Annotated in this window: 17 protein-coding genes; 7 read left to right on the top strand and 10 right to left on the bottom strand. The window is 47.9% G+C overall.

All coding sequences use genetic code 11. From position 1 onward, the window contains the following. Nucleotides 1-4 precede the first annotated feature (4 nt). The 3 genes from feoB to ACTHS8_RS02575 all read left to right on the top strand — a co-directional run bounded on the left by feoB (nucleotide 5) and on the right by ACTHS8_RS02575 (nucleotide 5050). Nucleotides 5-1873, top strand: a complete 1869-nt coding sequence (feoB, locus tag ACTHS8_RS02585) for a ferrous iron transporter B (protein ID WP_070646101.1) — start codon at nucleotides 5-7, stop codon at nucleotides 1871-1873. Further along, nucleotides 1870-1998, top strand: a complete 129-nt coding sequence (locus ACTHS8_RS02580; RefSeq protein WP_082156001.1) for a FeoB-associated Cys-rich membrane protein — start codon at nucleotides 1870-1872, stop codon at nucleotides 1996-1998. The genes feoB and ACTHS8_RS02580 overlap by 4 nt, the downstream gene beginning before the upstream one ends. A gap of 118 nt (nucleotides 1999-2116) precedes the next feature. Further along, nucleotides 2117-5050, top strand: coding sequence for a class I SAM-dependent DNA methyltransferase (locus ACTHS8_RS02575; protein WP_440372897.1), 2934 nt, complete (start codon nucleotides 2117-2119; stop codon nucleotides 5048-5050). 155 nt (nucleotides 5051-5205) lie between these two features. Here ACTHS8_RS02575 and mpl read toward each other — a convergent pair whose 3' ends face one another. The 7 genes from mpl to yhbY all read right to left on the bottom strand — a co-directional run bounded on the left by mpl (nucleotide 5206) and on the right by yhbY (nucleotide 16234). Continuing rightward, nucleotides 5206-6582, bottom strand: a complete 1377-nt coding sequence (mpl, locus tag ACTHS8_RS02570) for a UDP-N-acetylmuramate:L-alanyl-gamma-D-glutamyl-meso-diaminopimelate ligase (RefSeq protein ID WP_440372896.1) — start codon at nucleotides 6580-6582, stop codon at nucleotides 5206-5208. A gap of 406 nt (nucleotides 6583-6988) precedes the next feature. After that, on the bottom strand, nucleotides 6989-7327 hold the full coding sequence (locus ACTHS8_RS02565; RefSeq protein ID WP_440372895.1) for a P-II family nitrogen regulator: 339 nt from the start codon (nucleotides 7325-7327) through the stop codon (nucleotides 6989-6991). 89 nt (nucleotides 7328-7416) lie between these two features. Further along, complete coding sequence (lpdA, locus tag ACTHS8_RS02560) at nucleotides 7417-9201, bottom strand: dihydrolipoyl dehydrogenase (protein WP_440372894.1); 1785 nt, start codon at nucleotides 9199-9201, stop codon at nucleotides 7417-7419. Nucleotides 9202-9278: 77 nt separating this feature from the next. After that, entirely contained in the window at nucleotides 9279-10886 is a 1608-nt protein-coding gene (gene aceF / locus ACTHS8_RS02555) for a dihydrolipoyllysine-residue acetyltransferase (protein WP_440372893.1), read from the bottom strand. Nucleotides 10887-11030: 144 nt separating this feature from the next. Then, on the bottom strand, nucleotides 11031-13694 hold the full coding sequence (aceE, locus tag ACTHS8_RS02550; RefSeq protein ID WP_440372892.1) for a pyruvate dehydrogenase (acetyl-transferring), homodimeric type: 2664 nt from the start codon (nucleotides 13692-13694) through the stop codon (nucleotides 11031-11033). Between the two features lie 600 nt (nucleotides 13695-14294). After that, a complete protein-coding gene (locus ACTHS8_RS02545) occupies nucleotides 14295-15722 on the bottom strand; it encodes a tetratricopeptide repeat protein (RefSeq protein ID WP_063075706.1) in 1428 nt (475 codons plus the stop codon). Nucleotides 15723-15946: 224 nt separating this feature from the next. Then, the gene (gene yhbY, locus ACTHS8_RS02540; RefSeq protein WP_063075707.1) at nucleotides 15947-16234 is read right to left on the bottom strand and encodes a ribosome assembly RNA-binding protein YhbY; all 288 of its coding nucleotides are present in this window, start codon (nucleotides 16232-16234) and stop codon (nucleotides 15947-15949) included. A 111-nt stretch (nucleotides 16235-16345) separates the two neighbouring features. Here yhbY and ACTHS8_RS02535 point away from each other — a divergent pair, with 111 nt between their 5' ends. Further along, on the top strand, nucleotides 16346-16966 hold the full coding sequence (locus ACTHS8_RS02535; protein WP_004520613.1) for an RlmE family RNA methyltransferase: 621 nt from the start codon (nucleotides 16346-16348) through the stop codon (nucleotides 16964-16966). Between the two features lie 70 nt (nucleotides 16967-17036). Beyond that, nucleotides 17037-18998 (top strand): ATP-dependent zinc metalloprotease FtsH, encoded by a 1962-nt coding sequence (gene ftsH, locus ACTHS8_RS02530; protein WP_063075708.1) that lies wholly within the window; start codon nucleotides 17037-17039, stop codon nucleotides 18996-18998. Nucleotides 18999-19101: 103 nt separating this feature from the next. Here ftsH and tpx read toward each other — a convergent pair whose 3' ends face one another. The 3 genes from tpx to trpS form a co-directional block, all read right to left on the bottom strand. After that, a complete protein-coding gene (gene tpx / locus ACTHS8_RS02525; protein WP_063075709.1) occupies nucleotides 19102-19596 on the bottom strand; it encodes a thiol peroxidase in 495 nt (164 codons plus the stop codon). Nucleotides 19597-19638: 42 nt separating this feature from the next. After that, nucleotides 19639-20178 (bottom strand): hypothetical protein, encoded by a 540-nt coding sequence (locus tag ACTHS8_RS02520; RefSeq protein WP_070587691.1) that lies wholly within the window; start codon nucleotides 20176-20178, stop codon nucleotides 19639-19641. 81 nt (nucleotides 20179-20259) lie between these two features. Then, nucleotides 20260-21270: a tryptophan--tRNA ligase gene (gene trpS / locus ACTHS8_RS02515; protein ID WP_440372891.1), complete on the bottom strand. Its 1011-nt coding sequence runs from the start codon at nucleotides 21268-21270 to the stop codon at nucleotides 20260-20262. 259 nt (nucleotides 21271-21529) lie between these two features. On the opposite strand from trpS, the gene clpB reads away from it, so the two are divergent. Further along, complete coding sequence (gene clpB, locus ACTHS8_RS02510) at nucleotides 21530-24103, top strand: ATP-dependent chaperone ClpB (protein ID WP_440372890.1); 2574 nt, start codon at nucleotides 21530-21532, stop codon at nucleotides 24101-24103. A gap of 229 nt (nucleotides 24104-24332) precedes the next feature. Continuing rightward, nucleotides 24333-26321 (top strand): site-specific recombinase, encoded by a 1989-nt coding sequence (locus ACTHS8_RS02505; protein ID WP_440372889.1) that lies wholly within the window; start codon nucleotides 24333-24335, stop codon nucleotides 26319-26321. Nucleotides 26322-26325 lie beyond the last annotated feature (4 nt).

Below are 26325 nucleotides of genomic sequence, written 5' to 3'. Positions count from 1 at the left end.
AATGATGGAACTAAGCTATTTTGCCTTGATTGGCGCGCCAAACTGCGGCAAAACCGTTTTGTTCAACGGTTTGACCGGCTCACATGCCAAGGTTGCCAATTATCCGGGCGTAACTGTCGATAAGCGCGAGGGCGCCTTCCTCGACGACGAGGCCGTCCGCATTATCGACCTGCCGGGCACATACAGCCTACGCACGACCAGCCCCGACGAAGCGGTGGCGAAAGATGTAATGGTAGGCAAGATGGGCATTCCGCCCGATGCCATTATTGCCGTTGCCGACGCGACCAACCTGCGTATGACCCTGCGCATGATTTTGGAACTGAAAACGCTGGGACTGCCTATGGTGGTGTCGCTGAATTTGAGCGACGTGGCCCGCAAAAGGGGCTTGAATATCGACGCGGCCAAACTGAGCGAGTTGTTGGATGCACCTGTTTTGGAAACAGTTGCAGTGAGCGCGTCGGGTGTACAGGCTGTACGCGAAGCCGTGGCGAAGCTGCCGCGCAAACGCTCTTTCCCCGCAAACCCCGCCTCTGCCGAACGCACGCTCGATGCGCTGGATAGCGACAAACTTTATCAAGAAGTCGAATCGATTTTGGCACAAGTGGTACGCACCCAGATGACGCTGCCCGCATGGCACAAAAAACTCGACGACATCGTGCTGCACCCCGTCTGGGGCATGATTATGCTGCTGGTCATCCTGTTTATGGTGTTCCAAGCGGTTTACACATGGGCGGCGCCGATTATGGACGCCATCGAAGGTGGCTTTACCGCGCTGGGCGAATGGATAGGCGCCAACATGGAGCCGGGCATCCTCAACGATTTGCTGGTCAACGGCGTCATTGCCGGTTTGGGCAGCGTGTTGGTGTTCCTGCCTCAGATTACGATTTTGTTTGCCTTTATCCTGCTATTGGAAGACTCAGGCTATCTGCCGCGTGCAGCCTTCCTGCTGGATAACATCATGGCAAAAAGCGGTTTGTCCGGCCGTTCGTTTATTCCCCTTTTGTCCAGCTTTGCCTGTGCCGTTCCTGCCGTGATGTCGGCGCGTACCATTAACGACCCGCGCGAACGCCTTGTTACCATCGCGGTTGCGCCGTTGCTGACTTGTTCCGCACGTTTGCCGGTGTATGCGCTGATTATCGCCGCTGTTATTCCTGACCGTACAGTGGGTGGGATTTTCAACCTGCAAGGCCTGACATTGTTTATTCTTTATATCGTAGGCATTCTGTCGGCCGCATTGGCAGCGTATATCATGAAACGCTTGGCGCGGATGAAAGGCAATGTGCAACAATTCCCACTTTTGATGGAATTGCCGACTTTCCGTACGCCTAACTTCAAACACATCATGACCAGCTTGTGGGATAGGGTAAAAGCCTTCCTGAAACGCGCGGGTACCATCATTTTTGCGTTGGCCGTGGTTCTGTGGGGCTTGGTAAGCTGGCCGCAACCGCCTGAAGGCGCAACCGGTGCCGCCATCGATTACAGCTTGGCAGGTACGCTTGGTCATGCTATTCAGCCGTTTTTTGCACCTTTGGGTTTTACTTGGGAAATGTGTATCGCCATGATTCCGGGTATTGCCGCGCGCGAAGTGGTCGTTGCCGCATTGGGTACCGTTTATGCCGTCAGCGCGTCGTCTGAAGATGCCGTACAAAACGCATTAATTCCCATCATACACAACAACTGGGGCTTGCCGACCGCCTTTGCCTTCTTGGCTTGGTATGTGTATGCTCCGATGTGTGCCGCGACTTTGGCCGTAATTAAACGCGAAACCAAATCCACGAAAAATATGCTTATGATTACAGGCTATTTGTTCCTGATGGCTTATTTTGCCGCATTCGTGGTTTACCAAATTTCTTCAAGGATACTATCATCATGACTCAATATATTATCGTCGGCTTGATTATGCTCACTTGCGTATTCTTCCTCTTGCGAAAATTCGTGTTCAAACCGAAAAAACGCGACTGCAGCAGCGGCTGTGGCAAATGCGGTGGTTGCGGTTAAATATTGATAACCAGAAAGAATAAAGGTCGTCTGAAAAGAGGTTTCAGACGACCTTTTTAACGCAAACCGTTATAATAACGCCCCATCCATTTACACAATACATTCATTCCATAAAGTCATGAAAACCTTGCTCCAACTCCAAAGCGCTGCACAAAATTTCGCCGACCACTATAAAAACCAAACCGACGAACGCCGTGAAAAAGACACCTTTTGGAATGAATTTTTTGCGATTTTCGGCATAGACCGCAAAAACGTCGTCCACTTCGAATATGCCGTTAAAGACCCGAGCAACAACACCCAATTTGTCGATGTCTTTTGGGAAGGCATCTTCCTGGCAGAACACAAATCCGCCAACAAAAACCTAGCCAAAGCCAAAGAACAGGCGGAGCGTTATTTGCAGGAAATCGAGCGCACCAAGCCGTCTGCATTACCTGAATATTACGCCGTCAGCGATTTTGCCCATTTCCACCTTTATCGTCGCGAGCCTAAAGAAGGCGTAGAAAACCAATGGCAATTCCCGTTGGAAGCATTGCCCGAATACATTACGCGCGGCGTTTTCGACTTTATGTTCGGCATCGAAGCCAAAGTCCGCCAAATTCAAGAAGAAGCCAATATTCAAGCGGCGACGGCCATTGGCAGACTGCACGATGCCTTGCAGGAAGAGGGCATTTACGAAGAACACGAACTCAGGCTCTTCATCACGCGCCTGCTTTTCCTCTTTTTTGCCGACGACAGCGCCGTTTTCCAGCGCAACTACCTCTTTCAAGACTTTTTAGAAAGCTGCAAAGAGGCCGATATGCTTGGCGACAAGCTCAATCAACTCTTTGAATTCCTCAACACACCCGACCAAAAGCGCAGCAAGACCCAAAGCGAAAAATTTAAAGGTTTCGAATACGTCAACGGCGGCCTTTTCAAAGAACGCCTGCGCACTTTCGACTTCACCGACAAGCAGCACCGCGCCTTAATCGACTGCGGCAATTTCGATTGGCGCAACATCAGTCCAGAAATCTTCGGCACGCTCTTCCAATCCGTCATGGACGCACAAGAGCGGCGCGAAGCAGGCGCACATTACACCGAAGCCGCCAACATCGACAAAGTCATCAACGGCCTTTTTTTAGAAAACCTGCGCGCCGAATTTGAAGCCGTCAAAGCCCTCAAACGCGACAAAGCCAAAAAACTCGCCGCCTTCTACCAAAAAATCCAAAACCTGCAATTCCTCGACCCGGCCTGCGGCTGCGGCAATTTCCTTATCGTTGCCTACGATCGCATCCGCGCCCTTGAAGACGACATCATCGCCGAAGCCCTCAAAGACAAAGCAGGCGGCTTATTCGACAGCCCGTCCGTCCAATGCCGTCTGAAACAATTCCACGGCATCGAAATAGACGAATTTGCCGTTCTTATCGCCCGTACTGCCATGTGGCTCAAAAACCACCAATGCAACATCCGCACGCAAATCCGCTTCGACGGCGAAGTCGCCTGCCATACGCTGCCGCTCGAAGACGCCGCCGAAATCATCCACGCCAACAGCCTTCGAACACCTTGGCAGGCGGCAGACTACATCTTCGGCAATCCGCCCTTTATCGGCTCGACCTACCAAACCAAAGAGCAGAAAAACGACCTCGAAAGCATCTGCGGCCATATCAAAGGCTACGGCCTGTTGGATTACGTCTGCAACTGGTATGTCAAAGCCACCGGCATCATGGCGCAGAATCCCCAAGTTCAGACGGCATTTGTCTCCACCAATTCCATCTGCCAAGGCCAGCAGGTCGAAATTCTCTGGGGCAGCCTTTTGAACCAAGGCATCGAAATCAACTTTGCCCACCGTACCTTCCAATGGACGAGCCAAGCCGCAGGCAAAGCCGCCGTCCATTGCATCATCGTCGGCTTCAGCCGCAAACCGCAAACGTCGTCTGAAAACGGCAGTGCAAACACTTCGGAAATTTCCGCCTTGCCCAAATACCTCTACGACTATCCCGACATCAAAGGCGAACCCGTAAAAAACGTTGTAGCCAACATCAATCCTTATCTGATTGATGCGCCCGATTTGATTATTGCCAAGCGCAGAAGCCAAATCAGCGGGGAAAATGAAATGGTTTATGGTAATAAGCCGACCGACGGCGGCAACCTTATCCTTTCAACCGATGAAAAAGAAGCGTTGATTGCCGCCGAACCCTTGGCGGAAAAATACATCCGCCCCTTTGTCGGCGCAGAGGAATTTATCAACGGCAAAACCCGTTGGTGCTTGTGGTTTCACGGCGTATCCGATGTCAAACGCAACCACGACCTGAAACAGATGCCCAAAGTTCAAGCCCGCATTCAGGCAGTCAAAGCCATGCGAGAAACTAGCAACAAAGCCGCTACGCAAAAAAAAGCGGCCACCCCGTGGCTCTTCGACGAAATCCGTCAGCCTTCAGACGGCAATTATCTTGCTATTCCCGAAGTATCATCGGAAACACGTCGTTTCATTCCTATTGGTTTCTTATCTTCTGAAAATATTGCCAGCAATAAACTTTATATGCTCGCAAGTGATACGCCGCTTTATCATTTTGGTATCCTCAACTCTACTATGCACAATGCTTTTATGCGTACCGTTTCAGGTCGTCTAGAAAGCCGCTATCAATACTCCGGTGGCATTGTGTACAACAACTTTCCCTTCCCAGAAAGCTGCCGTAAACCCGACGATGACGAAACTGCCTGTCAGGAAACCTCGGGCAAAAAAGGCAAAACGCCAAGGTCGTCTGAAAACAATCCCCTCCGTTCCGCTATCGAAGCTGCCGCCCAAGCCATCCTCGACATTCGCGAGAAATACCGCGCCGATGCGCTTGCTGACGATCTGCCTCCCCCTACGCTCGCCGAACTCTATGCGCCCGACGCAGGCTATCCCGACCTCGTCAAAGCACACGCCGCCCTTGACAAAGCCGTAGATAAAGCCTACGGCTACAAAAAAGGCAAAAACACCGACGACGAGGCAGAACGCGTCGCCTTCCTGTTTGACCTATACCGAAAGGCAATAGAAAGCCAAAATACCAAACCGCCTAAAAAAACTAAATAAAGGCAAACGGCAAACCCGACTTGGTTTACAGTCAAACCTGATTCGCCGGAAATATTGGTTTTTCCTCATCTCATTACTTCACAACAAAAAGGCCGTCTGAAAACCAAATTCCGGTTTTCAGACGGCCTCAATCATTCAAAACTTTCAATAAACCATTATTTCAACGCTTCCAACAGCTTTCCGTGTATGCCGCCGAAACCGCCGTTACTCATCACCAAAATATGGTCGCCTGCTTCGGCATTTTTCACGATTTCGGCAACAAAGGCATCGAAGTCTTTGCCCACATGCAGCTTGCCGCCTAAAGGTGCGAGGGCTTCGGCGACGTCCCAGTCCACGCCGCCAGCGTAGCAGAACACTTGGTCTGCATCGTTTAAGCTTGCGGGCAGGGCGGCTTTCATGGTGCCGAGTTTCATGGTGTTGGAACGAGGCTCGAGGACGGCGAGGATGCGTGCGTTACCGACACGTTGGCGCAGGCCTTCGATGGTGGTTTCGATGGCGGTCGGGTGGTGGGCGAAGTCATCGTAAACAGTGATGCCGTTCACCGTGCCTTTGATTTCCATACGGCGTTTGACGTTTTTAAATGCACTCAAAGCTTCGCAAGCCGTCTGAATATCGACTCCGGCATGGCGTGCAGCGGAGATAACGGCGAGGGCGTTCATGCGGTTGTGTTCGCCCATCAGTTCCCAAGCGACGTGTCCAACCGTTTCGCCGTGATGGCGTACGTCAAACGAGCCGTCGGCATGGACGGTACCAACCTGCCAGCCTTGTTCGGTACCGAATTTTTCTACGGGCGTCCAGCAGCCTTTGTCCAAAGTATCTTGCAGGCTTTGCTGCTGGCCGTTGCAGACAATGAGGCCTTCAGACGGCACGGTGCGTACCAAATGATGGAATTGTGTTTGAATGGCGCCCAAATCGGCAAAAATATCGGCGTGATCAAATTCCAGATTGTTCAAAATGGCGGTACGCGGACGGTAGTGTACGAATTTGGAGCGTTTGTCAAAAAAGGCGGTATCGTATTCGTCGGCTTCGATGACGAAAAACGGCGATTTGCTGTTCGGATCTTGGCGTGGCGTTTGCGGCAGACGGGCGGAAACGCTGAAGTTTTCCGGTACGCCGCCAATCAGGAAGCCCGGTGCGAGTCCGGCATATTCTAAGGCCCATGCTAGCATGGAGGCGGTAGTCGTTTTGCCGTGTGTGCCGGCTACGCCGAGTACCCAATGATGGTGCAACACGTTTTCAGCCAGCCATTGCGGGCCGGAAATATAAGGCAGGCCTTTGTTCAAAATGGCTTCAATCACATCCATGCCGCGTTTGGCAACATTTCCGATAACGTAAATATCGGCTTTAAATTCGTCTAATTGAGCGGCATCAAAACCTTCGTGTACGTCAATGCCCAAGGCTTCGAGCTGGGTGCTCATCGGCGGATACATCTTTGCGTCGCAACCGCTGACTTTAAAACCTGCTTCTTTGGCAATAGCCGCTACGCCGCCCATAAATGTGCCGCCGATACCGATAATGTGGATGTGTTTCATGATAAGACCGTCTTGGAAATGAATTAATTTTAAAGCCGTCATTATAACGGAGTTTGGATAAAGGGGTCGTCTGAAAAGTAAAGCGGCAATAAGAATGGGGAAAAATATGGGGGATTTGATTTTAGAAGTAGGGCGTTGAGGTTTTTAAGTATGGGATTGGGTAATTTATTTTTTGGAAAGAGTTATTTGATACGGTAAAGTCGTTCATGAAGGCCAAGGGAAGCATTGCCTTGAATTCCTCCATACTTGATGGCGTGAGGTTTTCGGTAACCGGTTTATTTGGATAGACTTTAGAAAATGGATGGTTGTTGTTATTAAAATAATGCCGTCTGAGAAATAAGTCTTGATTAAAACAAGTCATGACTTTTTTCAGACGGCATTTGTATTCTGTGTTTTGAGATTTCTATTAAAGCGCTGCTTCTGAGCGTTCACCGGTACGGATACGGATAGCCTCTTCAACCGGATAAATAAAGATTTTACCGTCACCGATTTTGCCGGAATGCGCGGTTTCCAAGATGGCATCAACAGCTTGATCAACTTTGTCATCAGCCAATACCAATTCAATTTTCACTTTAGGCAGAAAATCGACTGCGTATTCTGCGTCGCGATAAATTTCCGTATGGCCTTTTTGGCGGCCGAAACCTTTGACTTCGCTGACAGTCATGCCGGTAATGCCGATTTCAGTCAGGGTTTCGCGTACATCGTCAAGTTTGAAAGGTTTGATAATAGCTTCGATTTTTTTCATATTGAGTCTCCTTATTTGCGAAAAGGCCGTCTGAAACATTCAGACGGCCTTTGTTCCATCAAGTTCGTTCAAATTTTATTTGAGTGAACTTATTTCTTTTTCTGAGCAGGCAGGTCGGTACATACGCCCAATGCCACTTCCGCAGCCATACCGATGGATTCGCCCAGGGTTGGGTGTGGGTGGATGGTTTTACCGATATCGGCTGCATCACAGCCCATTTCAATCGCCAAGCAGACTTCGCCGATCATATCGCCGCCGTTAGGGCCAACGATACCGCCGCCGATGATGCGGCCGGTTTCAGCATCAAAAATCAGTTTAGTGAAACCATTGTCGCAACCGTTGGCAATCGCACGGCCGGAAGCAGCCCATGGGAAGTTGGCTTTGGTGATTTTGCGGCCGGAGGCTTTGGCAGACAACTCGGTTTCGCCAACCCATGCCACTTCAGGAGAAGTGTAGGCAACGCCCGGAATAACGCGTGCGTCGAAGTAGGCTTTGTGGCCGGCACAGTTTTCAGCGGCAACGTGACCTTCGTGAACGGCTTTGTGTGCCAACATCGGTTGACCGACGATATCGCCGATGGCGTAGATGTGCGGCACATTGGTGCGCATTTGTTTGTCCACTTCGATGAAGCCGCGATCAGTTACAGCAACACCAGCTTTCTCAGCGCTGATGAGTTTGCCGTTAGGCGCACGACCGGCAGCTACCAGTACGGCATCGTAACGTTGTGGTTCTTTAGGCGCATTTGCACCTTCGAAGGTAACGTAAACGCCGTCTTCTTTCGGCTCGACTGCAACGGTTTTGGTGTTAATCATGATGTTGTCAAAACGGTATTCGTTTTGTTTTTGCCATACTTTCACCAAATCGCGGTCTGCACCTTGCATCAGACCGTCCATCATCTCAACAACGTCAAGACGAGAACCCAGCGTGCTGTAAACCGTACCCATCTCAAGGCCGATAATACCGCCGCCGATAATCAGCAGCTTGCCCGGTACTTCTTTCAGAGCCAAAGCACCGCTGGAATCGATGATGCGCGGATCTTCAGGGATGAAAGGCAGTTTGGTTACGCGGCTACCTGCTGCAATGATACAGTTTTTGAAGGCAACGATTTTTTTCTCGCCGGTAGGAGTCGCTTGCTCGTACACGTCGCTGGTCGTCAGAGAAACTTCCAAGTGGTGCGGATCTAAGAATTGGCCGTTACCTTGGATAATGTCTACTTTACGGCCTTTAGCCATGCCTGCCAAACCGGTAGTCAGGCGGGAAACAACGCCGTCTTTGTAAGCGCGCAGCATGTCGATATCGAGTTCAGGCTCAGGGTATTTGATACCGTTGGCAGCCAAGTGGCGTACTTCATCGATAACGGCAGCATTGTGCAAAAGGGCTTTGGAAGGGATACAGCCGACGTTCAAGCAAACGCCGCCCAAAGTTTTGTAACGTTCAACGATGGCAACTTTCAAGCCTTCGTCAGCAGCGGCAAATGCAGCAGAATAACCGCCAGGGCCGCCACCCAATACAACTACATCGTATTCAGCATCGGCAGAACCGCCAAATTGTGCAGCTTGAGGAGCTGGAGCAGCAGCTTTAGGGGCTTCTTGTGCAGGAGCAGCTGGTGCTTCGGCTTTAGGAGCGTCAGCCGCACCTTCGGCTTCAACGACTGCAATCAAGCCGCCTTCAGAGATTTTGTCGCCCACTTTAACTTTAACTTCTTTGACTACGCCTGCAACTTCGGCAGGTACGTCCATAGTGGCTTTATCGGTTTCCAAAGTAATCAGGGTATCGTCCACAGCAATGGTATCGCCCACATTTACTTCAACCGCAATAATATCTACGTTTTCGTGACCGCCAATGTCGGGCACTTTTAATTCAACTAAGCTCATGTCTAATCTTTCTGAATGATGTTCGGACTTCTTTTTTCAGACGGCCTGAATAAAAAGGCCGTCTGAAAATGCTCGGATTACAGAGTAATGCGGCGGAAGTCTTTCAACAGGTTAGCCAGGAATACGGTAAAGCGCATACCGGCGGCACCGTCGATGACGCGGTGGTCGAAGGACAGGCTCAATGGGCACATCAGGCGAGGAGCGAATTCTTTGCCGTTCCAAACAGGTTTGATTTGGGATTTGCACACGCCCAAGATAGCAACTTCAGGAGCATTCACGATCGGTGTGAAGCCTGTGCCGCCGATACCGCCCAAGCTGGAAATAGTAAAGCATGCGCCTTGCATTTCTTGTGGTTTGAGCTTGCCTTCGCGGGCTTTTTTAGATAATTCGGTCAGCTCTTGGCTGATTTGTTTCAAGCCTTTTTGATCTACGTCTTTGATTACTGGAACAACCAAGCCGTTTGGTGTATCGGCTGCGAAACCGATGTTGAAGTAGTTTTTCAGCACCAGGTTGTCGCCATCCAGAGAAGCGTTGAATTCAGGGAAAGCTTTCAGCGCAGCAACAGAGGCTTTAATGATGAACGCTAACGGAGACAGTTTCACGCCTTCGCGTTCCCATTCTTTGTTCAGCTGTTTGCGGAATTCTTCCAATTCGGTCATGTCCGCTTCTTCGTGTACGGTAACGTGAGGAATCACAACCCAGTTGCGAGACAGGTTTTGACCGGAGATTTTCTTAATGCGAGACAGTTCTTTAACTTCGACGCTGCCGAATTTAGAGAAGTCAACTTTAGGCCATGGCAACAAGTCCAGACCAACGCCCAAAGAAGCAGCGGCAGGTTTGCCTGCACCGCTTTGCATAACGGATTTAACGAAGGCTTTAACGTCTTCGCCCATGATACGGCCTTTCAGACCGGTACCTTTGACTTGGCCCAAATCTACGCCCAATTCGCGAGCCAGTTTACGAGCAGAAGGACCTGCGTGAGCTTTGGCAAATGCAGCTTCGTCGATTTTGGCAGCAGCAGGAGCAGCAGGTGCAGGCGCAGCGGCTGGTGCAGCAGGAGCTGGAGCGGCAGCTGGTGCAGGTGCGGCAGCTTGAGCGGCAGGAGCTGGAGCTGCAGCAGCAGAGCCAGCAGTTTCTACTTCGATGATGGCGGATCCTTCGGATACTTTGTCGCCAACTTTCAGGAATACGGCTTTAACCACACCAGCTTCGGTACATGGTACGTCCATAGTGGCTTTATCGGTTTCCAAAGTAATCAGGGTGTCGTCAACGGCAACAGTGTCGCCGACTTTAACTTCAACAGCAATAACGTCTACGTCAGAGTGACCGCCGATATCAGGTACAACAACTTGTACGGTAGCGCCACCGGCAGGAGCGGCTGCGGGCGCAGCAACTGGAGCAGCAGGAGCTTCTGCTGCAGGAGCCGGAGCGGCATCAGCAGCGGCAGCACCGGTTTCAACGGTCAGAATAACGCCGCCTTCAGAGATTTTATCGCCAACTTTCACTTTAACTTCTTTCACGACGCCGGCTGCATCAGCAGGCACATCCATAGTGGCTTTGTCGGTTTCCAACGTAATCAAGGTGTCGTCAACGGCGATGGTGTCGCCCGCTTTGACTTCTACGGCGATGATGTCGACGTTTTCATGACCGCCGATATCAGGGACTTTGATTTCTACGATACTCATTTGAGTTCCTTTAACATTTTCAGTTTGATGCCGTCTGAAAACTGTTTCTTACGGCATCGGTACAGTTTGTTCAAGCCATTCAAGCATTCGGTTTCCAGACGGCCTGATGTCTGAATAAAGCAAACAGGCCGTCTGAAACATCAATTAGCGTTTCCAGCTTGGAGCCACATCGGCATTAATGCCGTATTTTTCAATGGCTTGCTGAACGGTTTCTTTGCTGACTTTGCCTTGCTCTGCCAATGCGCTCAATGCTGCCACGGCAACGTTGTAGCGGTCCACTTCGAAGAAGCGGCGCAGGTTGGCACGGCTGTCGGAACGGCCGAAACCATCGGTACCCAAGACATGGTAGTCGTTCGGGATGTACGCGCGGATACGGTCGGCATAGCTGCGGATATAGTCGGTAGCGGCGATAACCGGACCGTCATGACCTTGCAGTTGTGAGGTAACGAAAGGCACTTTTTCAGCTTCCAGCGGATGCAGGCGGTTGAAACGTTCTACTTCGATGGCGTCGCGGTGCAACAGGTTGAAGGACGGGCAAGACCAAATGTCTGCTTCTACGCCGAAGTCGGCTTTCAGCAATTCGGCACCGGCAATCACTTCTTGCAGGATGGTGCCGGAACCCATCAATTGAACTTTCTTGTCGCCTTTGTCACCGGTTTTCAGCAAGTACATACCTTTCAGGATGTCTTGTTCCACGCCTTCAGGCATGTCAGGATGAGCGTAGTTCTCGTTCATCAGGGTGATGTAGTAGAACACGTCTTCGTTATTGGCATACATACGGCGCAGACCGTCTTGTACGATAACAGCTACTTCGTATTGAAAGGTCGGATCGTAAGAAACACAGTTCGGGATCAAATCGGCTTGAATGTGGCTGTGGCCGTCTTCGTGTTGCAGGCCTTCACCGTTCAGTGTTGTACGGCCGGCAGTACCACCCAACAGGAAGCCGCGTGCGTGCATATCGCCGGCAGCCCATGCCAAATCGCCGACACGTTGGAAACCGAACATAGAGTAGTAAATGTAGAAAGGAATCATCGCAAAGTTGTTGTTGGCGTAGCTGGTTGCAGCCGCGATCCAGTCAGCCATTGCGCCTGGCTCGTTAATACCTTCTTGCAAGATTTGACCGTCAACAGATTCTTTGTAGAACATCAGTTGGTCTTTATCTTGAGGGGTGTATTGTTGACCTTTAGGGTTCCAAATACCATATTGGCGGAACATACCTTCCATACCGAAAGTACGGCTTTCGTCAGGAACGATAGGTACAACGCGTTTGCCGATTTTTTTGTCTTTCAGCAGAGTAGACAGGATGCGTACGAAAGCCATAGTGGTTGAGAATTCACGGTCACCGCTGGATTTCAGTTGGGCATCAAATGCTGACAGTTCAGGCACTTCCAGAACGTCTTGGGTAGGGTTGCGTTGAGGCAGGTAGCCACCCAAAGATTCGCGGCGTGCGTGCAGGTATTTGTATTCTTCGCTGTCAGGAGCAAAAGTCAGGTAAGGCAGGTCGCCGCTGTCGATTTGCTCGTCAGTTACAGGAATGTCAAAGCGGTCACGGAATTGTTTCAGAGACGCTTTGTCCATTTTTTTTGCTTGGTGGGCAACGTTTTGACCTTCGCCGGATGCACCCATACCGTAACCTTTAATGGTTTTTGCCAAGATTACAGTAGGTTTGCCGTCGGCGTGGTTCACTGCGCGGTCGTAAGCGTTGTACACTTTTTGAGGGTCATGACCACCACGGTTCAATGCCCAAATTTGCTCATCGGTCATATCGGCAACCAATGCTTTCAATTCAGGGGTATTGAAGAAGTGTTCGCGAACGTACGCACCGTCTTTGGATTTGTAAGTTTGGTAGTCACCGTCCAAACATTCTTCCATGCGTTTGCGCAGGATACCGTCTTTGTCTTTTGCCAAGAGGCGGTCCCAACGACGACCCCAGATGACTTTCACAACATTCCAGCCGGCGCCGGCAAAGTTGCCTTCCAGCTCTTGAATGATTTTGCCGTTACCGCGTACTGGGCCGTCCAAACGTTGCAGGTTACAGTTGATAACGAATACCAAGTTGTCCAAGCCTTCGCGTGAAGCCAGAGCAATAGCACCTTGGCTTTCAGGTTCGTCCATTTCACCGTCGCCACAGAATACCCATACTTTACGGCCTTTGGTTTTAGCCAGGCCGCGAGATTCCAAGTATTTCAGGAAGCGTGCTTGGTAAATCGCCATCAATGGGCCAAGACCCATAGATACGGTTGGGAATTGCCAGAAGTCAGGCAGCAGGTGAGGGTGAGGGTAAGAAGGCAGACCTTTACCGTCAACTTCTTGACGGAAGTTGTTCAGCTGGTCTTCAGTCAGACGGCCTTCAACGAACGCGCGTGCGTAGATACCAGGAGCAACGTGGCCTTGGAAGAATACTAAATCGCCTTCTTCGCCTTCGCCTTTAGCTTTCCAGAAGTGGTTGAAGCCGACTTCGTACATAGTGGCGGCTGATTGGAAAGATGCAATGTGTCCACCCAATTCCAAATTTTTTTTACCCGCGCGCAAAACGATAGCGGCAGCGTTCCAACGGACGAATGCACGGATGCGGTGTTCGATGTTTTGGTCGCCAGGGATGCCTTTTTCGTCTTCAACGGAAACGGTGTTCAAGTATGGAGTAGTGGTGCCGTGAGGCATACGGATGCCTTTGTCACGGCTGTATTTGACCAAACTTTCCAGCAGGTATTGAGCGCGCTCACTGCCTTCATATTCTAAAACAGAGCTTAACGCGTCTAACCATTCTTTGGTTTCAATTGGGTCAACATCGTGTAATTGGGTGGACATAATATCTATCCTTGTGTTGAGTGTTTTTCAATGACGGAGTATTACTCCGATATTTTCGTTTGTGAACAAATGTGAGTTAAAAACGAAAATTCCTAGAGTCAAATTCGAAAAAGTCTTAATTACTGTAATGTTTTCAATACGTTATAACCGTTGATGAAAAATCAGAAAGAATTGAACTTTTTGCGAACAGGCTAATCTGCAAATGCTATCAGTAATTGGGCAAACTGGCAAATCATGCTGTAGATATTGATAGGATGTAGAGGTTGAAATTAAGACTTTTTAAAAGAGTTATGGAGCTTGTTTTTAGTAATACAGTAAAAAGTATCAGATATTTGAGTAAATAGATTCGAATACGAAAAATATTTTTTAAATTTTGTTGTAAATTGAAAGTTTAGATTGGATTTAGGGTTAGAAAGGGAAAATTTATATTATCTGATTTTTTACAAAGAGAATAGGCCATCTGAAGACTTTAAAAGAGATTAAGAGAAAATGGGATTTGAAATGAAGATTATTGAGGAAGGATAAATGAAAAAATGACATGTACAGGCTGTTTAGTTCTGACATGTCATTTGTGTAGGAAGTTAGAATTTCAGACGGCCTTTAAGCAGCAGAGGCTTTTTGAGCGAATTGCTTCCATTGAGCCAAAAGCTCTTTAAGAACGTCTTGCTGTTCATGTCCATGTTGGATGGCTTCTTGCAACCAGAAACAAGCATTGTTGATGTCTTTTTCTACACCCATGCCGTGATAATACAGACAGGCAAGATTATATTGAGCCATCGTGTCTCTTTGTTTGGCCGCTGCTTCAAACCATTTTGCAGCTTGGGCATAGTCGACAGGTACACCTTGTCCGCTGTAATACATCATGCCAAGGTTAGTTTGGGATTTGCTGTGTCCACGTTCTGCGGACTGATGGTATAGATCCAGTGCTTCAGCGTAATTCTGTTGGCGTTTTAAGCCATAGTGCGCTGCAAATGCCAGCTTATACAAACGTTCAGCTTCCTGACGTTGGAGGGCGATTTCTTTCGTCAGCTCATAGTTTTGCTGGTTATTCAATGCGCTGTCAGACAGAAGTTTTTGGTAAGCGACAAGATTACCTAAATCGGCCGAGCGTTGATAATATTGACGTGCGGTGTCTGCATCAACTGCTCGTCCCAATCCGTAGCGATGGATATCACCTAAAAGGCGCAAGCCTTCCGGATCATTTTGATCCGCAGCAAATTTAGCGTGCTGATAGGCTTTTTGAGGGTCTCGTTCGGTGTTTTTGCCCATTAGATAGATTTCGGCAAGTGCTACATGCGCATTACTATCACCTTGTTCAGCAGCTTTTTCAAACCATTCCAATGCTTCAGCAGGATTTGATGCGGCTAAGAGTTCAGCAAGAGAAGTTTGCGCAGGAACAATGTCGTAATCGGCGGCAATACGCAAATGTTCGATTGCTTTTTCAGGGTTTTGTGCAACACCTTGCCCCAATTTGTATTGAAGGCCGAGTTGCCAGTGTGCCGCAATAAACCCCTGTGCAGCCGATTGCTGATAAAGTTTATGAGAATATTCCAAATCAGGAGAGCTGGAATATTGGTAATGTTGGGCTAAGAAGTATTGTGCCTGAGGATTTTGTTGTTCGGCAGCTTTCAATGCCCATTTGATTGCTTCTTGGTCATTGCCATTATCTGAGTATAAACGCATCAGGCGCAGCTGGGCAGGGGCTAATCCTTCTTCGGCAAGCTCTTGATAGGCTGAAATAAGCGTTTCTACTTCTGCACCGTTATTTTCTTGTAATTGGAGAAGATTATAGCGGGCATAGGGATGGCCGGCTCTTGCTGCTTGTTTTAAATATTCAATTGCAATTGCCAAATCTTGTTCGTTTTCGTGGTTTTCGAACAGGCATCCTGCCAGTTGAAATGCAGCCTCAATATGCCCGGCTTCTGCTGCTTCGCAGAGCAATGGGATGGCTCGTGCAAAGTCAGGTGGGTCTTGAGTGATTAATTTTTCTGCTAGCAGAAAAGATTCTTCATATTGTTGAGCATTCATCGGTTTGCTTTTATATTTTGTGAAGGATTAAGAATAAAATTATTGGCCGACAAGGTGCGGCCGTTATGATTTTGTAATTTTGAGGTTATTTACAAAAACAGACAACCGTATTTGTATTTTTATAATTAGAATAATGGAATAATTTGTTTTATGCTGCATAAATACAACAGAAGGGTGTGATAAAGTGGGTTGAGAAAATACTTCTGTTGTTTATTCAGTTTAAATTATTCATCGTCCGGTTTTTTACGCCATAAAACAAGTAATTTGCCAATATGTTGCACCAGTTGAGCACCCAGTGTTTCACACAGAGCATCACAAATTTCAATACGTTCAGCACGATCATCGCCAAAAACACGGACTTTAATCAATTCGTGCGCTGTCAATGCGGCATCGGTTTCTTTGATGACCGAGTCGGTCAAGCCTTGTTGGCCGATCATAACGACAGGGTGGAGGTGGTGTGCTTGGGCTTTCAAGGCCAAAATTTCTTTGGTGCTTAATTTGTTGTCGCTCATATCAATAAGTATCCAATTAAAAAGAATAATGGCTATATTGTACGCGATTTAGAACATTTACGGGGGAAATAACGTACAATGCTGATTTTAACTTAAGCATTTCAAATCAAGATGGCTGTACGCTCAAAATCTTCAAAAGCATGGCTGCATGAGCATGTCAACGATCATTATGTCCATATGGCACAAAAGGACGGATATCGTGCCAGAGCGGCTTATAAATTATTGGAAATTAATCAAAAAGATAAATTAATCAAACCAGGTACGGTTTTGGCAGATTTGGGCAGTGCGCCGGGAAGTTGGTCACAGGTTGCAGCCAAGCTGGTCGGTAAAACTGGGGCTGTGTTTGCTTTGGATATTTTGCCGATGGATGCTATTGAAGGCGTGTCATTTATTCAGGGCGACTTTAGGGAAGATGCTGTTTTGGAGCAGTTTGAAGCCTTATTGGATAATCGTCCGTTAGATCTTGTAATCTGCGATATGGCACCCAATATGTCAGGCAATGCCGTAACAGACCAGGCACGCAGTTTTTATTTGTGTGAACTGGCTTTGGATTTTGCCTCCCAACATTTGAAAACCGGAGGCAGTTTTTTAGTGAAGGTGTTTCAAGGCGCGGGTTATCAAGAGTATACGGCGGCTATGCGTGAAATTTTTGCCAGTGTACAAACCCGAAAGCCGGATGCTTCCCGCAATCGTTCCAGTGAGATTTACCTATTAGGTAAAAATAAACGCTGACAATGTAGGGTGGGTGCTTTAAAATTCTTTCCCTTGATTTTATTTATTTTGTAACCATGGAGCCTGTTCAGTGGGGAATACCATTAAAAACATATTAGTCTGGGTAGTGGGTGGTGCTATGCTTTTAGCAGCATTCAATGCGCTCAGCGATAAGCAGGAAGATAAACAGCAAATCGAATATTCTCAATTTATTCAGCAAGTTAATAGTGGCGAAGTATCCAATGTCAATATTGAAGGATCTGTTGTCAGCGGCTATCTGATTAAAGGTGAGCGCACCGATAAAACTTCCTTCTATACCAATGCGCCTTTGGATGACAACTTGGTTAAAACACTGTTGGACAACAAAGTACGCGTCAAAGTGACTCCGGAAGAAAAACCAAGCATGTTGGCCAGTCTGTTTTACAGCCTGTTGCCTGTTTTGTTGTTGATTGGTGCATGGTTCTACTTCATGCGCATGCAAAGCGGCGGTGGCGGTAAAGGCGGCGCATTCTCTTTTGGTAAGAGCCGTGCACGTTTGTTGGACAAAGATTCCAATAAAGTGACTTTTGCCGATGTTGCCGGTTGTGATGAGGCAAAAGAAGAAGTACAAGAAATCGTGGATTATCTGAAATCGCCTAACCGTTACCAAAGCCTGGGTGGTCGTGTACCGCGCGGTATTTTGTTGGCCGGTAGCCCTGGTACGGGTAAAACATTGCTGGCTAAAGCGATTGCTGGTGAAGCCGGTGTGCCATTCTTCAGTATTTCAGGTTCTGACTTCGTAGAAATGTTTGTCGGTGTCGGTGCGAGCCGTGTCCGCGATATGTTCGAACAGGCTAAGAAAAACGCGCCATGTATCATCTTTATCGATGAAATTGATGCTGTCGGCCGTCAGCGCGGTGCCGGTTTGGGCGGTGGTAATGATGAGCGTGAGCAAACGTTGAACCAATTGTTGGTTGAAATGGATGGTTTTGAAAGCAACCAAACCGTTATTGTGATCGCAGCAACCAACCGTCCTGATGTACTTGATCCTGCGTTGCAGCGTCCGGGCCGTTTTGACCGTCAAGTCGTTGTTCCATTGCCTGATATCCGTGGCCGTGAGCAAATCTTGAAAGTACACGCTAAAAAAGTACCTTTGGATGCATCCGTAGATTTGACTTCTTTAGCACGCGGTACCCCTGGTTTCTCAGGTGCGGATTTGGCAAACTTGGTCAATGAAGCAGCTTTGTTTGCCGGCCGTCGCAATAAAGTTAAAGTCGATCAAAGCGACTTTGAAGATGCTAAAGACAAAATCTATATGGGTCCGGAGCGTCGCAGTATGGTGATGCACGAAGATGAAAAACGTGCGACAGCCTATCATGAGGCCGGCCATGCAATCGTAGCGGAAAGCCTGCCATTTACCGATCCGGTTCACAAAGTAACCATTATGCCTCGTGGCCGTGCACTGGGTTTGACTTGGCAGCTGCCTGAGCGTGACCGTATCAGCATGTACAAAGACCAAATGCTGAGTCAGCTCTCAATCTTGTTTGGTGGCCGTATTGCTGAAGATATTTTTATTGGCCGTATTTCTACCGGTGCATCTAACGACTTCGAGCGTGCAACTCAAATGGCACGCGAGATGGTAACGCGTTATGGTATGAGCGACAAAATGGGTGTGATGGTTTATGCTGAGAACGAAGGCGAAGTATTCTTGGGTCGTAGCGTAACCCGATCTCAAAATATTTCCGAGAAAACCCAACAAGATATCGATGCGGAAATCCGCCGTATTTTGGATGAGCAATACCAAGTCGCTTACAAAATCTTGGATGAAAATCGCGATAAGATGGAAACCATGTGCAAAGCACTGATGGATTGGGAAACCATCGATCGAGACCAAGTTTTGGAAATTATGGCCGGTAAACAGCCTAGCCCGCCTAAGGATTACAGCCACAATGTCCGCGATGACAAAGTAGAAGAGCCTGAAGCACCTGTTGCTGAAGCTGCTGAACCTGTTGAGCAAAATGAGGTTCAGAATATTGAGTCAGTAGAAGCAGACAAAACAGATAAATCTGTATAAGGTTTGAAACAGAAAACGGTAGCTTTTAAGCTACCGTTTTTATTTTGAAGATAATCTAAAGGCCGTCTGAAAATTTTCAGACGGCCTGATTTTATTTGGTTAATTACAAAACAGCCAAGGCTGCTTCATAGTCAGGCTCGTTCGCAATTTCAGAAACCAACTCAGCGTGGAGAACTTGGTTTTGCTCGTTCAAAACCACCACTGCGCGGGCAGTCAGGCCGCGTAATGGGCTTTCTGTCAGTGTAACACCGTAATCGTTAGAAAAGCCGCTGCGGAATGTAGAAAGTGTCACTACATTTTCCAAACCTTCTGCACCGCAGAAACGGGCTTGTGCAAACGGTAAATCGGCAGAAATACACAAAACGACGGTATTGTCCAAAGACGAGGCACGTTTGTTGAAAGTGCGGACGGACTGGGCGCATACGCCGGTGTCAATGCTGGGGAAAATATTCAGTACTTTGCGTTTGCCTGCAAAGTCAGCCAATGATTTCTCAGATAGGTCTGCCGCTACCAATGTGAAATCAGGTGCAACTTGGCCGATGGCAGGCAAATTGCCGTTTGTAGAAATAGGTGAGCCTTGGAAAGTAACTTGGGCCATGATTCAGTCCTTGTGTCAGGGGAAAATAGGATGGGTAGGGTTTTAGTAATGGCGGCGACGGAAATAGAACATGCCTTCGCTGTCAATTTCTAAAATATAGCGGCCGTTTTGTACGGCGGCATAACCGCTTTTGCCTTCGGTATAAGGTTGCAAAGCAGCGTGTGAAATCAGATAGTCGGTCAGTTTGCTGCCGTCTTGGGCAATATTGTCCACCATTTTTGCAAAGGCAGTGTGGCAGACACCGTTGGCTGACCAGCCGGCTGAAACGCCTTTTTCATTTTTTTCCATGCATTGGCCGCTGATGACTTCTAAGTCGGTAGGGTGCTTGCCAATCAGATTGATGACGCCGCCCTCTATGCCGTTAATCGGGTAGGTGCGTTGTTTTTTACCTTCTTTCGTTTCGCCTTCTTGAGCTGTACCTAAATCCAAACCGGCTATGGCTTGTTCATCGATATATTTAACTTTGAAGGTAGGCTTGGGCGCTTTGCCTGAAGCAGCATCATTGGCTGCAGTATCTTCAGATTTACCGCCGCAGGCAGCCAATGAAAGGCTGAGCAAGATAAGGGGAAAGGTTTTTTTCATATGAGAAACCCTAGAAAAACGATTATATTTCAAATGATAAACGATATTATGGCCGTCTGAAATATTCAGACGGCCTTGCTATTATTTCAACGGACGAATACCTACTGCATCGCGTACTTTATCCAACAATTCGCGTGCTTCTTTACGCGCTTTTTGTGCGCCGGCCTGCAAAATGTCTTCAATTTGAGAGGGTTTGGCTGTCAACTCGTTGTAACGCTCGCGCGGTTCTGCGAGTTCGGCATTGATTTTTGCACCCAAGAGTTTCTTGGCCTCACCCCAAGCAAGGCCTTCGGCCAGCATTTGCGTGAACTCGGTAGTTTCAGACGGCGTGGAGAAGGCTTTGTAGATTTCAAACAGAGGACTTTCATCAGGCTGTTTCGGCTCGCCGGGCTCTTTCATATTGGTGATAATTTTGTTAACCGATTTTTGGGTTTTCTTGTCGTTTTCCCAAAGCGGAATGGTGTTGCCGTAGGATTTGGACATTTTGCGTCCGTCCAAGCCGACCAAGAGTTCGACGTTTTCGTCGATTTTTACTTCAGGCAGAGTGAAGAGTTCTTTGAAGCGGTGGTTAAAGCGGCCGGCAATATCGCGTGCCATTTCAACGTGTTGGATTTGGTCGCGACCGACTGGAACTTCATGGGCATTAAACATGAGAATGTCGGCAGTCATGAGGATAGGGTAGCTGTACAGGCCCATTTCCACGCCGTGATCCGGATCTTCCTGACCGTTTTCAATATTTGCCTGTACTGCGGCTTTATAAGCGTGGGCGCGGTTCATCAGGCCTTTTGCGGTGATACAGGTCAGAATCCAGTTCAGCTCCATGACTTCAGGAATGTCGCTTTGACGGTAGAAAGTGGTTTGTTCCGGATTAAGTCCGCAGGCGAGCCATGTGGCGGCAACAGCTTGAGTAGATTGATGAATCATTTCCGGCTCATGACATTTGATGATGCCGTGATAGTCGGCTAAAAAGAGGAATGATTCGGTATTTGAATCTTGCGCTGCGCGGATAGCCGGGCGGATGGCACCGACATAGTTGCCCAAGTGTGGAATACCTGTTGTGGTAACGCCTGTTAAAACTCGTTTTTTGCTCATGAAAGTATCCTTCGGCACAAAGGCCGTCTGAAAATAAATATGGTGCCGATTATACCTGATTATTCTTGATTTTTCAGACGGCCTTTTGAGCAAAGGGTAAATGGATAATAAAAGTTATACACATAAATTTATAAAAAATAAAACTTTATAAAACAATAATATAGTAAAAACTGTTAATTAATTGAGTAAATAGCTATTGAGTTATCCACATTTGCGCTTATATAAGCTCTAACAGAATATATTTGAAGAGGAACGTAAAATGAGATTTGATAAATTGACTGCTAAATTCCAGCAAGCTCTGCAAGAGGGTCAAAGTTTGGCTTTGGCTGCGGACAGCAGCTACCTTGAGGCCGGCTTTATCTTAAAAGCGTTGCTTGACGATCAAAACAGTGGTGCCGCTGCGTTACTGGCTCATGCAGGTGTGAATGTGCCTCAAGTAAAACAACGTTTGCAGCAACATTTGAGCAGCTTGCCAAAAGTATCCGGTCAAGGCGGCGATATTATGCCTAGCCGTGAGCTGCAAGCTGTATTGAACTTGATGGACAAGGCTGCAACCAAACGCGGCGATGCCTATATTGCCAGCGAACTTTTCCTGCTGGCTTTGGTTCAGCAGAATGATGCTACCGGCAAAATTTTGAAAGAAGCCGGTGCGACCGAACAAAATATCAATGCCGCGATCGATGCGGTAAGAGGAGGACAAAACGTGAACGATGCGAATGCCGAAGACCAACGCGATGCTTTGAAAAAATACACACTCGACCTGACTCAACGTGCCCGTGACGGCAAGCTCGACCCTGTTATTGGTCGTGATGATGAAATCCGTCGTGCGATTCAGGTATTACAACGCCGTACCAAAAACAACCCTGTGCTGATTGGTGAGCCGGGTGTGGGTAAAACCGCGATTGTTGAAGGTTTGGCACAACGTATCGTCAACGGCGAAGTACCTGAATCCCTGCGTAACAAACGCCTTTTGGTTCTGGACTTGGCGGCTTTGATTGCCGGCGCGAAATACCGCGGCGAATTTGAAGAACGCTTGAAAGGCGTGTTGAACGACTTGGCTAAAGACGACGGCAACACTCTGATTTTCATCGACGAAATCCATACTTTGGTTGGCGCAGGCAAAACCGACGGCGCAATGGATGCGGGCAATATGTTGAAACCGGCTTTGGCGCGCGGCGAATTGCACTGTATCGGTGCGACTACTTTGGACGAATACCGTCAGTACATCGAAAAAGATGCTGCACTTGAACGTCGCTTCCAAAAAGTATTGGTTGGCGAGCCAAGCGTGGAGGATACCATCGCTATTTTGCGCGGTTTGCAAGAGCGTTATGAAATCCACCACGGTATCGATATTACTGACCCTGCTATCGTTGCCGCAGCGGAGTTGAGCGACCGTTATATTACCGACCGCTTCCTGCCTGATAAAGCGATTGATTTGATCGACGAAGCCGCCAGCCGCATCAAAATGGAGCTGGACAGCAAACCTGAGCAAATGGATAAACTTGACCGTCGCATTATCCAGCTCAAAATGGAAAAAATGCACGTTGCCAAAGAAACCGATGATGCCAGCAAAAAACGTCTGGAATTGATAGACGAAGAAATCGACGGACTGCAAAAAGAATACGCTGATTTGGACGAAATCTGGAAAGCTGAAAAAGCGGCATCATCCAGCACTGCCGACATCAAGAAACAGATGGACGACATCAAAGTCAAAATCGAGCAGGCCAAACGCCAAGGCGACTTTGCCCGCGCGTCCGAACTCGAATACGGCGAGTTACCGAAATTGGGTGCACAGTTGCAGGCAGCGGAAAGCAACTCCGACGGCAAAAAACAAAACAAACTTTTCCGTACTGAAGTCGGCGCGGATGAAGTAGCCGAAATCGTTTCCCGCATGACCGGTATCCCCGTGTCAAAAATGATGGAAGGCGAACGCGACAAGCTGCTGAAAATGGAAGAAGTATTGCACCGCCGCGTGGTTGGTCAAGACGAAGCTGTGCGTGCTGTGTCTGACGCTATCCGCCGCAGCCGTTCCGGTTTGGCCGATCCGAATAAACCTTATGGCAGCTTCTTGTTCTTAGGCCCGACCGGTGTAGGTAAGACCGAATTGTGTAAGGCATTGGCAGGCTTCCTGTTTGACAGCGAAGATCATCTGATTCGTATCGATATGTCCGAATACATGGAAAAACATGCTGTTGCCCGCTTAATCGGTGCGCCTCCCGGCTATGTCGGCTACGAAGAAGGCGGCTACCTGACTGAGCAAGTCCGCCGCAAACCATACAGCGTGATTCTTTTGGATGAAGTGGAAAAAGCCCATCCGGATGTATTCAACATTCTGTTGCAAGTATTGGATGACGGCCGCTTGACTGATGGACAAGGTCGAACTGTTGACTTCAAAAATACTGTTATCGTGATGACTTCTAATATCGGTAGCCAACATATCCAACAAATGGGTACTCAAGACTACGAAGCAGTGAAAGAAGTTGTAATGGAGGATGTGAAAGAACATTTCCGTCCTGAAATGATCAACCGTATTGATGAAGTAGTCGTGTTCCACGGTTTGGATCAAGCCAATATCCGCAGCATTGCGAAAATCCAGCTTAAAGGTTTGGAAAAACGTTTGGAAGCACAACATCTGCATCTGAAAGTCGATGATGCTGCCTTGGATCTGATTGCTAAAGCCGGTTTCGACCCTGTGTATGGTGCCCGTCCGCTCAAACGCGCCATTCAGTCAGAAATCGAAAACCCGTTGGCAAAAGCATTGCTTGAAGGTAAATATGCACCGGATAGCACAATCCATGTTAAAGAAGAGGATGGTAAGCTCTTGTTTGCATAAGGTTAAAACAATGTAGTATGCTGTTGTAAAAGGCCGTCTGAAAGAATTCAGACGGCCTTTCCTAGTTATTGATTCACATCATATATTTGTTATGTAATTTGATTATTCATTGAATTTTAGAGAATATTAATCGAAAATCTTGTACCATGGGTTGATAAAGAATGCGATATAATCCGACCTGTTTGCCGAGGTTCTTGCTAAATATCTCATTTTGTGTAATAATACTACAATGCAAAAACTGACTAATCAAAATCTTCACATTATTTTGTCGGAGCGCTTAAATGATACCGACTTTGTTCTTATTCTCAATGCATTAATCAAATTTTTGCGCCGAGGAGGCAAAAAACAGGCTTCCGAACGTTTCGATTTGATTTTATCTACTTTAAAACAAGACGATGCTTTATGCCGTCAATTCAGCCTGCGTTTCTATACCTGGCTGTCCAAAGTTCACATCTATCCTGCGCTGATTAAGCTGGGTATTTTCTCGCGCCATAGTTTTACCCGGGAGATGGGCATACGGATTTACGAACGTTTCAGCCCATCTTATAAAGATTTCTCCAACTTACGCGAAGTATTTTTGTATCTTTTTCATTCGAAAAACGATGATAAATGGTTGCAAACCCTGAGTTTGCGCCAATGGTTGAGCATGTATGAATTGTTGCAGGGTAAGGCGGATCCTGCTTTGCTTCAGACGGCCAGCCGACAGTTGGCGGATGCCCGTTTACGAGCGGTAGAAATGCTGTCTATTTGGATTGCATCCGAAGCGATTGAGCCAGATTTAATACGAATTGCCCCTCGTTTATTGGAGGCAGATTCGGCATTTGTCGCTTTGCAACGTGAAATTGCAAAATTGGTAGAACACTATCGCCACAGCGAAGAAACTTACGATACGGCGCACTTGGAGGTCATGTTCGACCAGTGCGACAAGCAAATTGAGTATCTGCGTCGTCGTGGTACGGGAGCAGGGTCTGGTTCGTCAGTGAAAGTGGCGCACCTGCTGGAGCGCCTGCAACAAACCATAGACCGTCTGAAACTGTTGACCAATATTCAAATCGAAACCGGCAGCCGTACTCGTTTAACCATCAATCTGATGAATGCGATGATTTACGCGGCGGTAGAGCAATACAGCACCAGCCACTTGCGTAAAAGCAGTATCCGAATGCTGGCACGCAGTATTACGGAAAACAAAAGCCATCATGGTGAGCATTACATTACGCGCAACCGTAGCGAATATTTCAAAATGTTTTATTCCGCAGCAGGCGGCGGCGTAATTATTGCTTTGATGGCATTGAATAAAATCCATATTGCGTCTTTGGGATTCGGCGAGTTTACTACTTCATTCCTTGCCGGGCTTAACTACGGCTTAGGCTTTATGCTGATTCATATGCTGCACTGTACCGTTGCGACCAAGCAGCCTGCCATGACGGCGGCGAGCTTTGCCGAGCAGGTGGACTCAAATGAAGGCAGCAAAGCAGTGGACAACAAATTGGCAAAATTGTTGATTGACGTGTGTCGTTCGCAAAGTGTTGCCGTGTTTGGCAATGTATCGATCGCTGTATTGTTGGCGGCGGGGATCGCTTGGGGCTATGCCTACACGCATGGCCAGCCTTTATTGAATGAGGCAGTTACAGCCTACCAGCTTAAATCTATTGAGATTTTTACTCAGCCGACCTTGTGGTATGCCGCTATTGCCGGTGTATGGCTGTTTTGTTCGGGGATTATTGCCGGCTTCTTTGACAACCGTTCTGATTATCTGAACCTGCGTCAGCGCCTGCCGTTTAATCCGTTTTTACGAAAAATCATGCGTCCGCAGCCGCGCCGCCGTTTGGCCGCTTATATTCATAAACATTACGGCTCGCTTATGGGCAATTTTATTTTTGGTATGCTTTTGGGGATGACCGGCTATTTTGGCCATCTTTTCGGCTTGCCGCTGGATATTCGCCATGTGGCGTTCTCTTCGGCAAATTTGGGTTATGCTGCGATTAGCGGCCATACAGATATATTCACTTTTATGCTTGGCTTGGCAAGTGTATTGGCAATCGGCATGGTAAATTTAGTGGTCAGCTTTTCTTTGGCTTTGGCTGTTGCACTCCGTTCTCGCGGTACGCGTTTGGGCAGTATGCGTAATCTGCTGAAGAGCTTCTGGAGTCAAGTGAAAGCTAATCCTTTGATTTTGTTGTATCCGGTTCAAGTGAATAACAAAGAAAACACGAAGTAAGATT

It is taken from the genome of Neisseria sp. P0016.S008, assembly GCF_051957775.1.
Classification (GTDB): Bacteria; Pseudomonadota; Gammaproteobacteria; order Burkholderiales; family Neisseriaceae; genus Neisseria; species Neisseria flavescens_B.
The sequence above is the reverse complement of the archived record's forward strand: the minus strand, read 5'-3'. Positions and strand labels throughout refer to the sequence as shown.

Bases quoted from the DNA above. Each gene is read 5' to 3' on its own strand.
- feoB (WP_070646101.1), top strand. From the start codon at position 5: ATGGAACTAAGCTATTTTGCCTTGATTGGCGCGCCAAACTGCGGCAAA.
- ACTHS8_RS02580 (WP_082156001.1), top strand. From the start codon at position 1,870: ATGACTCAATATATTATCGTCGGCTTGATTATGCTCACTTGCGTATTC.
- ACTHS8_RS02575 (WP_440372897.1), top strand. From the start codon at position 2,117: ATGAAAACCTTGCTCCAACTCCAAAGCGCTGCACAAAATTTCGCCGAC.
- mpl (WP_440372896.1), bottom strand. From the start codon at position 6,582: ATGAAACACATCCACATTATCGGTATCGGCGGCACATTTATGGGCGGC.
- ACTHS8_RS02565 (WP_440372895.1), bottom strand. From the start codon at position 7,327: ATGAAAAAAATCGAAGCTATTATCAAACCTTTCAAACTTGACGATGTA.
- lpdA (WP_440372894.1), bottom strand. From the start codon at position 9,201: ATGAGCTTAGTTGAATTAAAAGTGCCCGACATTGGCGGTCACGAAAAC.
- aceF (WP_440372893.1), bottom strand. From the start codon at position 10,886: ATGAGTATCGTAGAAATCAAAGTCCCTGATATCGGCGGTCATGAAAAC.
- aceE (WP_440372892.1), bottom strand. From the start codon at position 13,694: ATGTCCACCCAATTACACGATGTTGACCCAATTGAAACCAAAGAATGG.
- ACTHS8_RS02545 (WP_063075706.1), bottom strand. From the start codon at position 15,722: ATGAATGCTCAACAATATGAAGAATCTTTTCTGCTAGCAGAAAAATTA.
- yhbY (WP_063075707.1), bottom strand. From the start codon at position 16,234: ATGAGCGACAACAAATTAAGCACCAAAGAAATTTTGGCCTTGAAAGCC.
- ACTHS8_RS02535 (WP_004520613.1), top strand. From the start codon at position 16,346: ATGGCTGTACGCTCAAAATCTTCAAAAGCATGGCTGCATGAGCATGTC.
- tpx (WP_063075709.1), bottom strand. From the start codon at position 19,596: ATGGCCCAAGTTACTTTCCAAGGCTCACCTATTTCTACAAACGGCAAT.
- ACTHS8_RS02520 (WP_070587691.1), bottom strand. From the start codon at position 20,178: ATGAAAAAAACCTTTCCCCTTATCTTGCTCAGCCTTTCATTGGCTGCC.
- trpS (WP_440372891.1), bottom strand. From the start codon at position 21,270: ATGAGCAAAAAACGAGTTTTAACAGGCGTTACCACAACAGGTATTCCA.
- clpB (WP_440372890.1), top strand. From the start codon at position 21,530: ATGAGATTTGATAAATTGACTGCTAAATTCCAGCAAGCTCTGCAAGAG.
- ACTHS8_RS02505 (WP_440372889.1), top strand. From the start codon at position 24,333: ATGCAAAAACTGACTAATCAAAATCTTCACATTATTTTGTCGGAGCGC.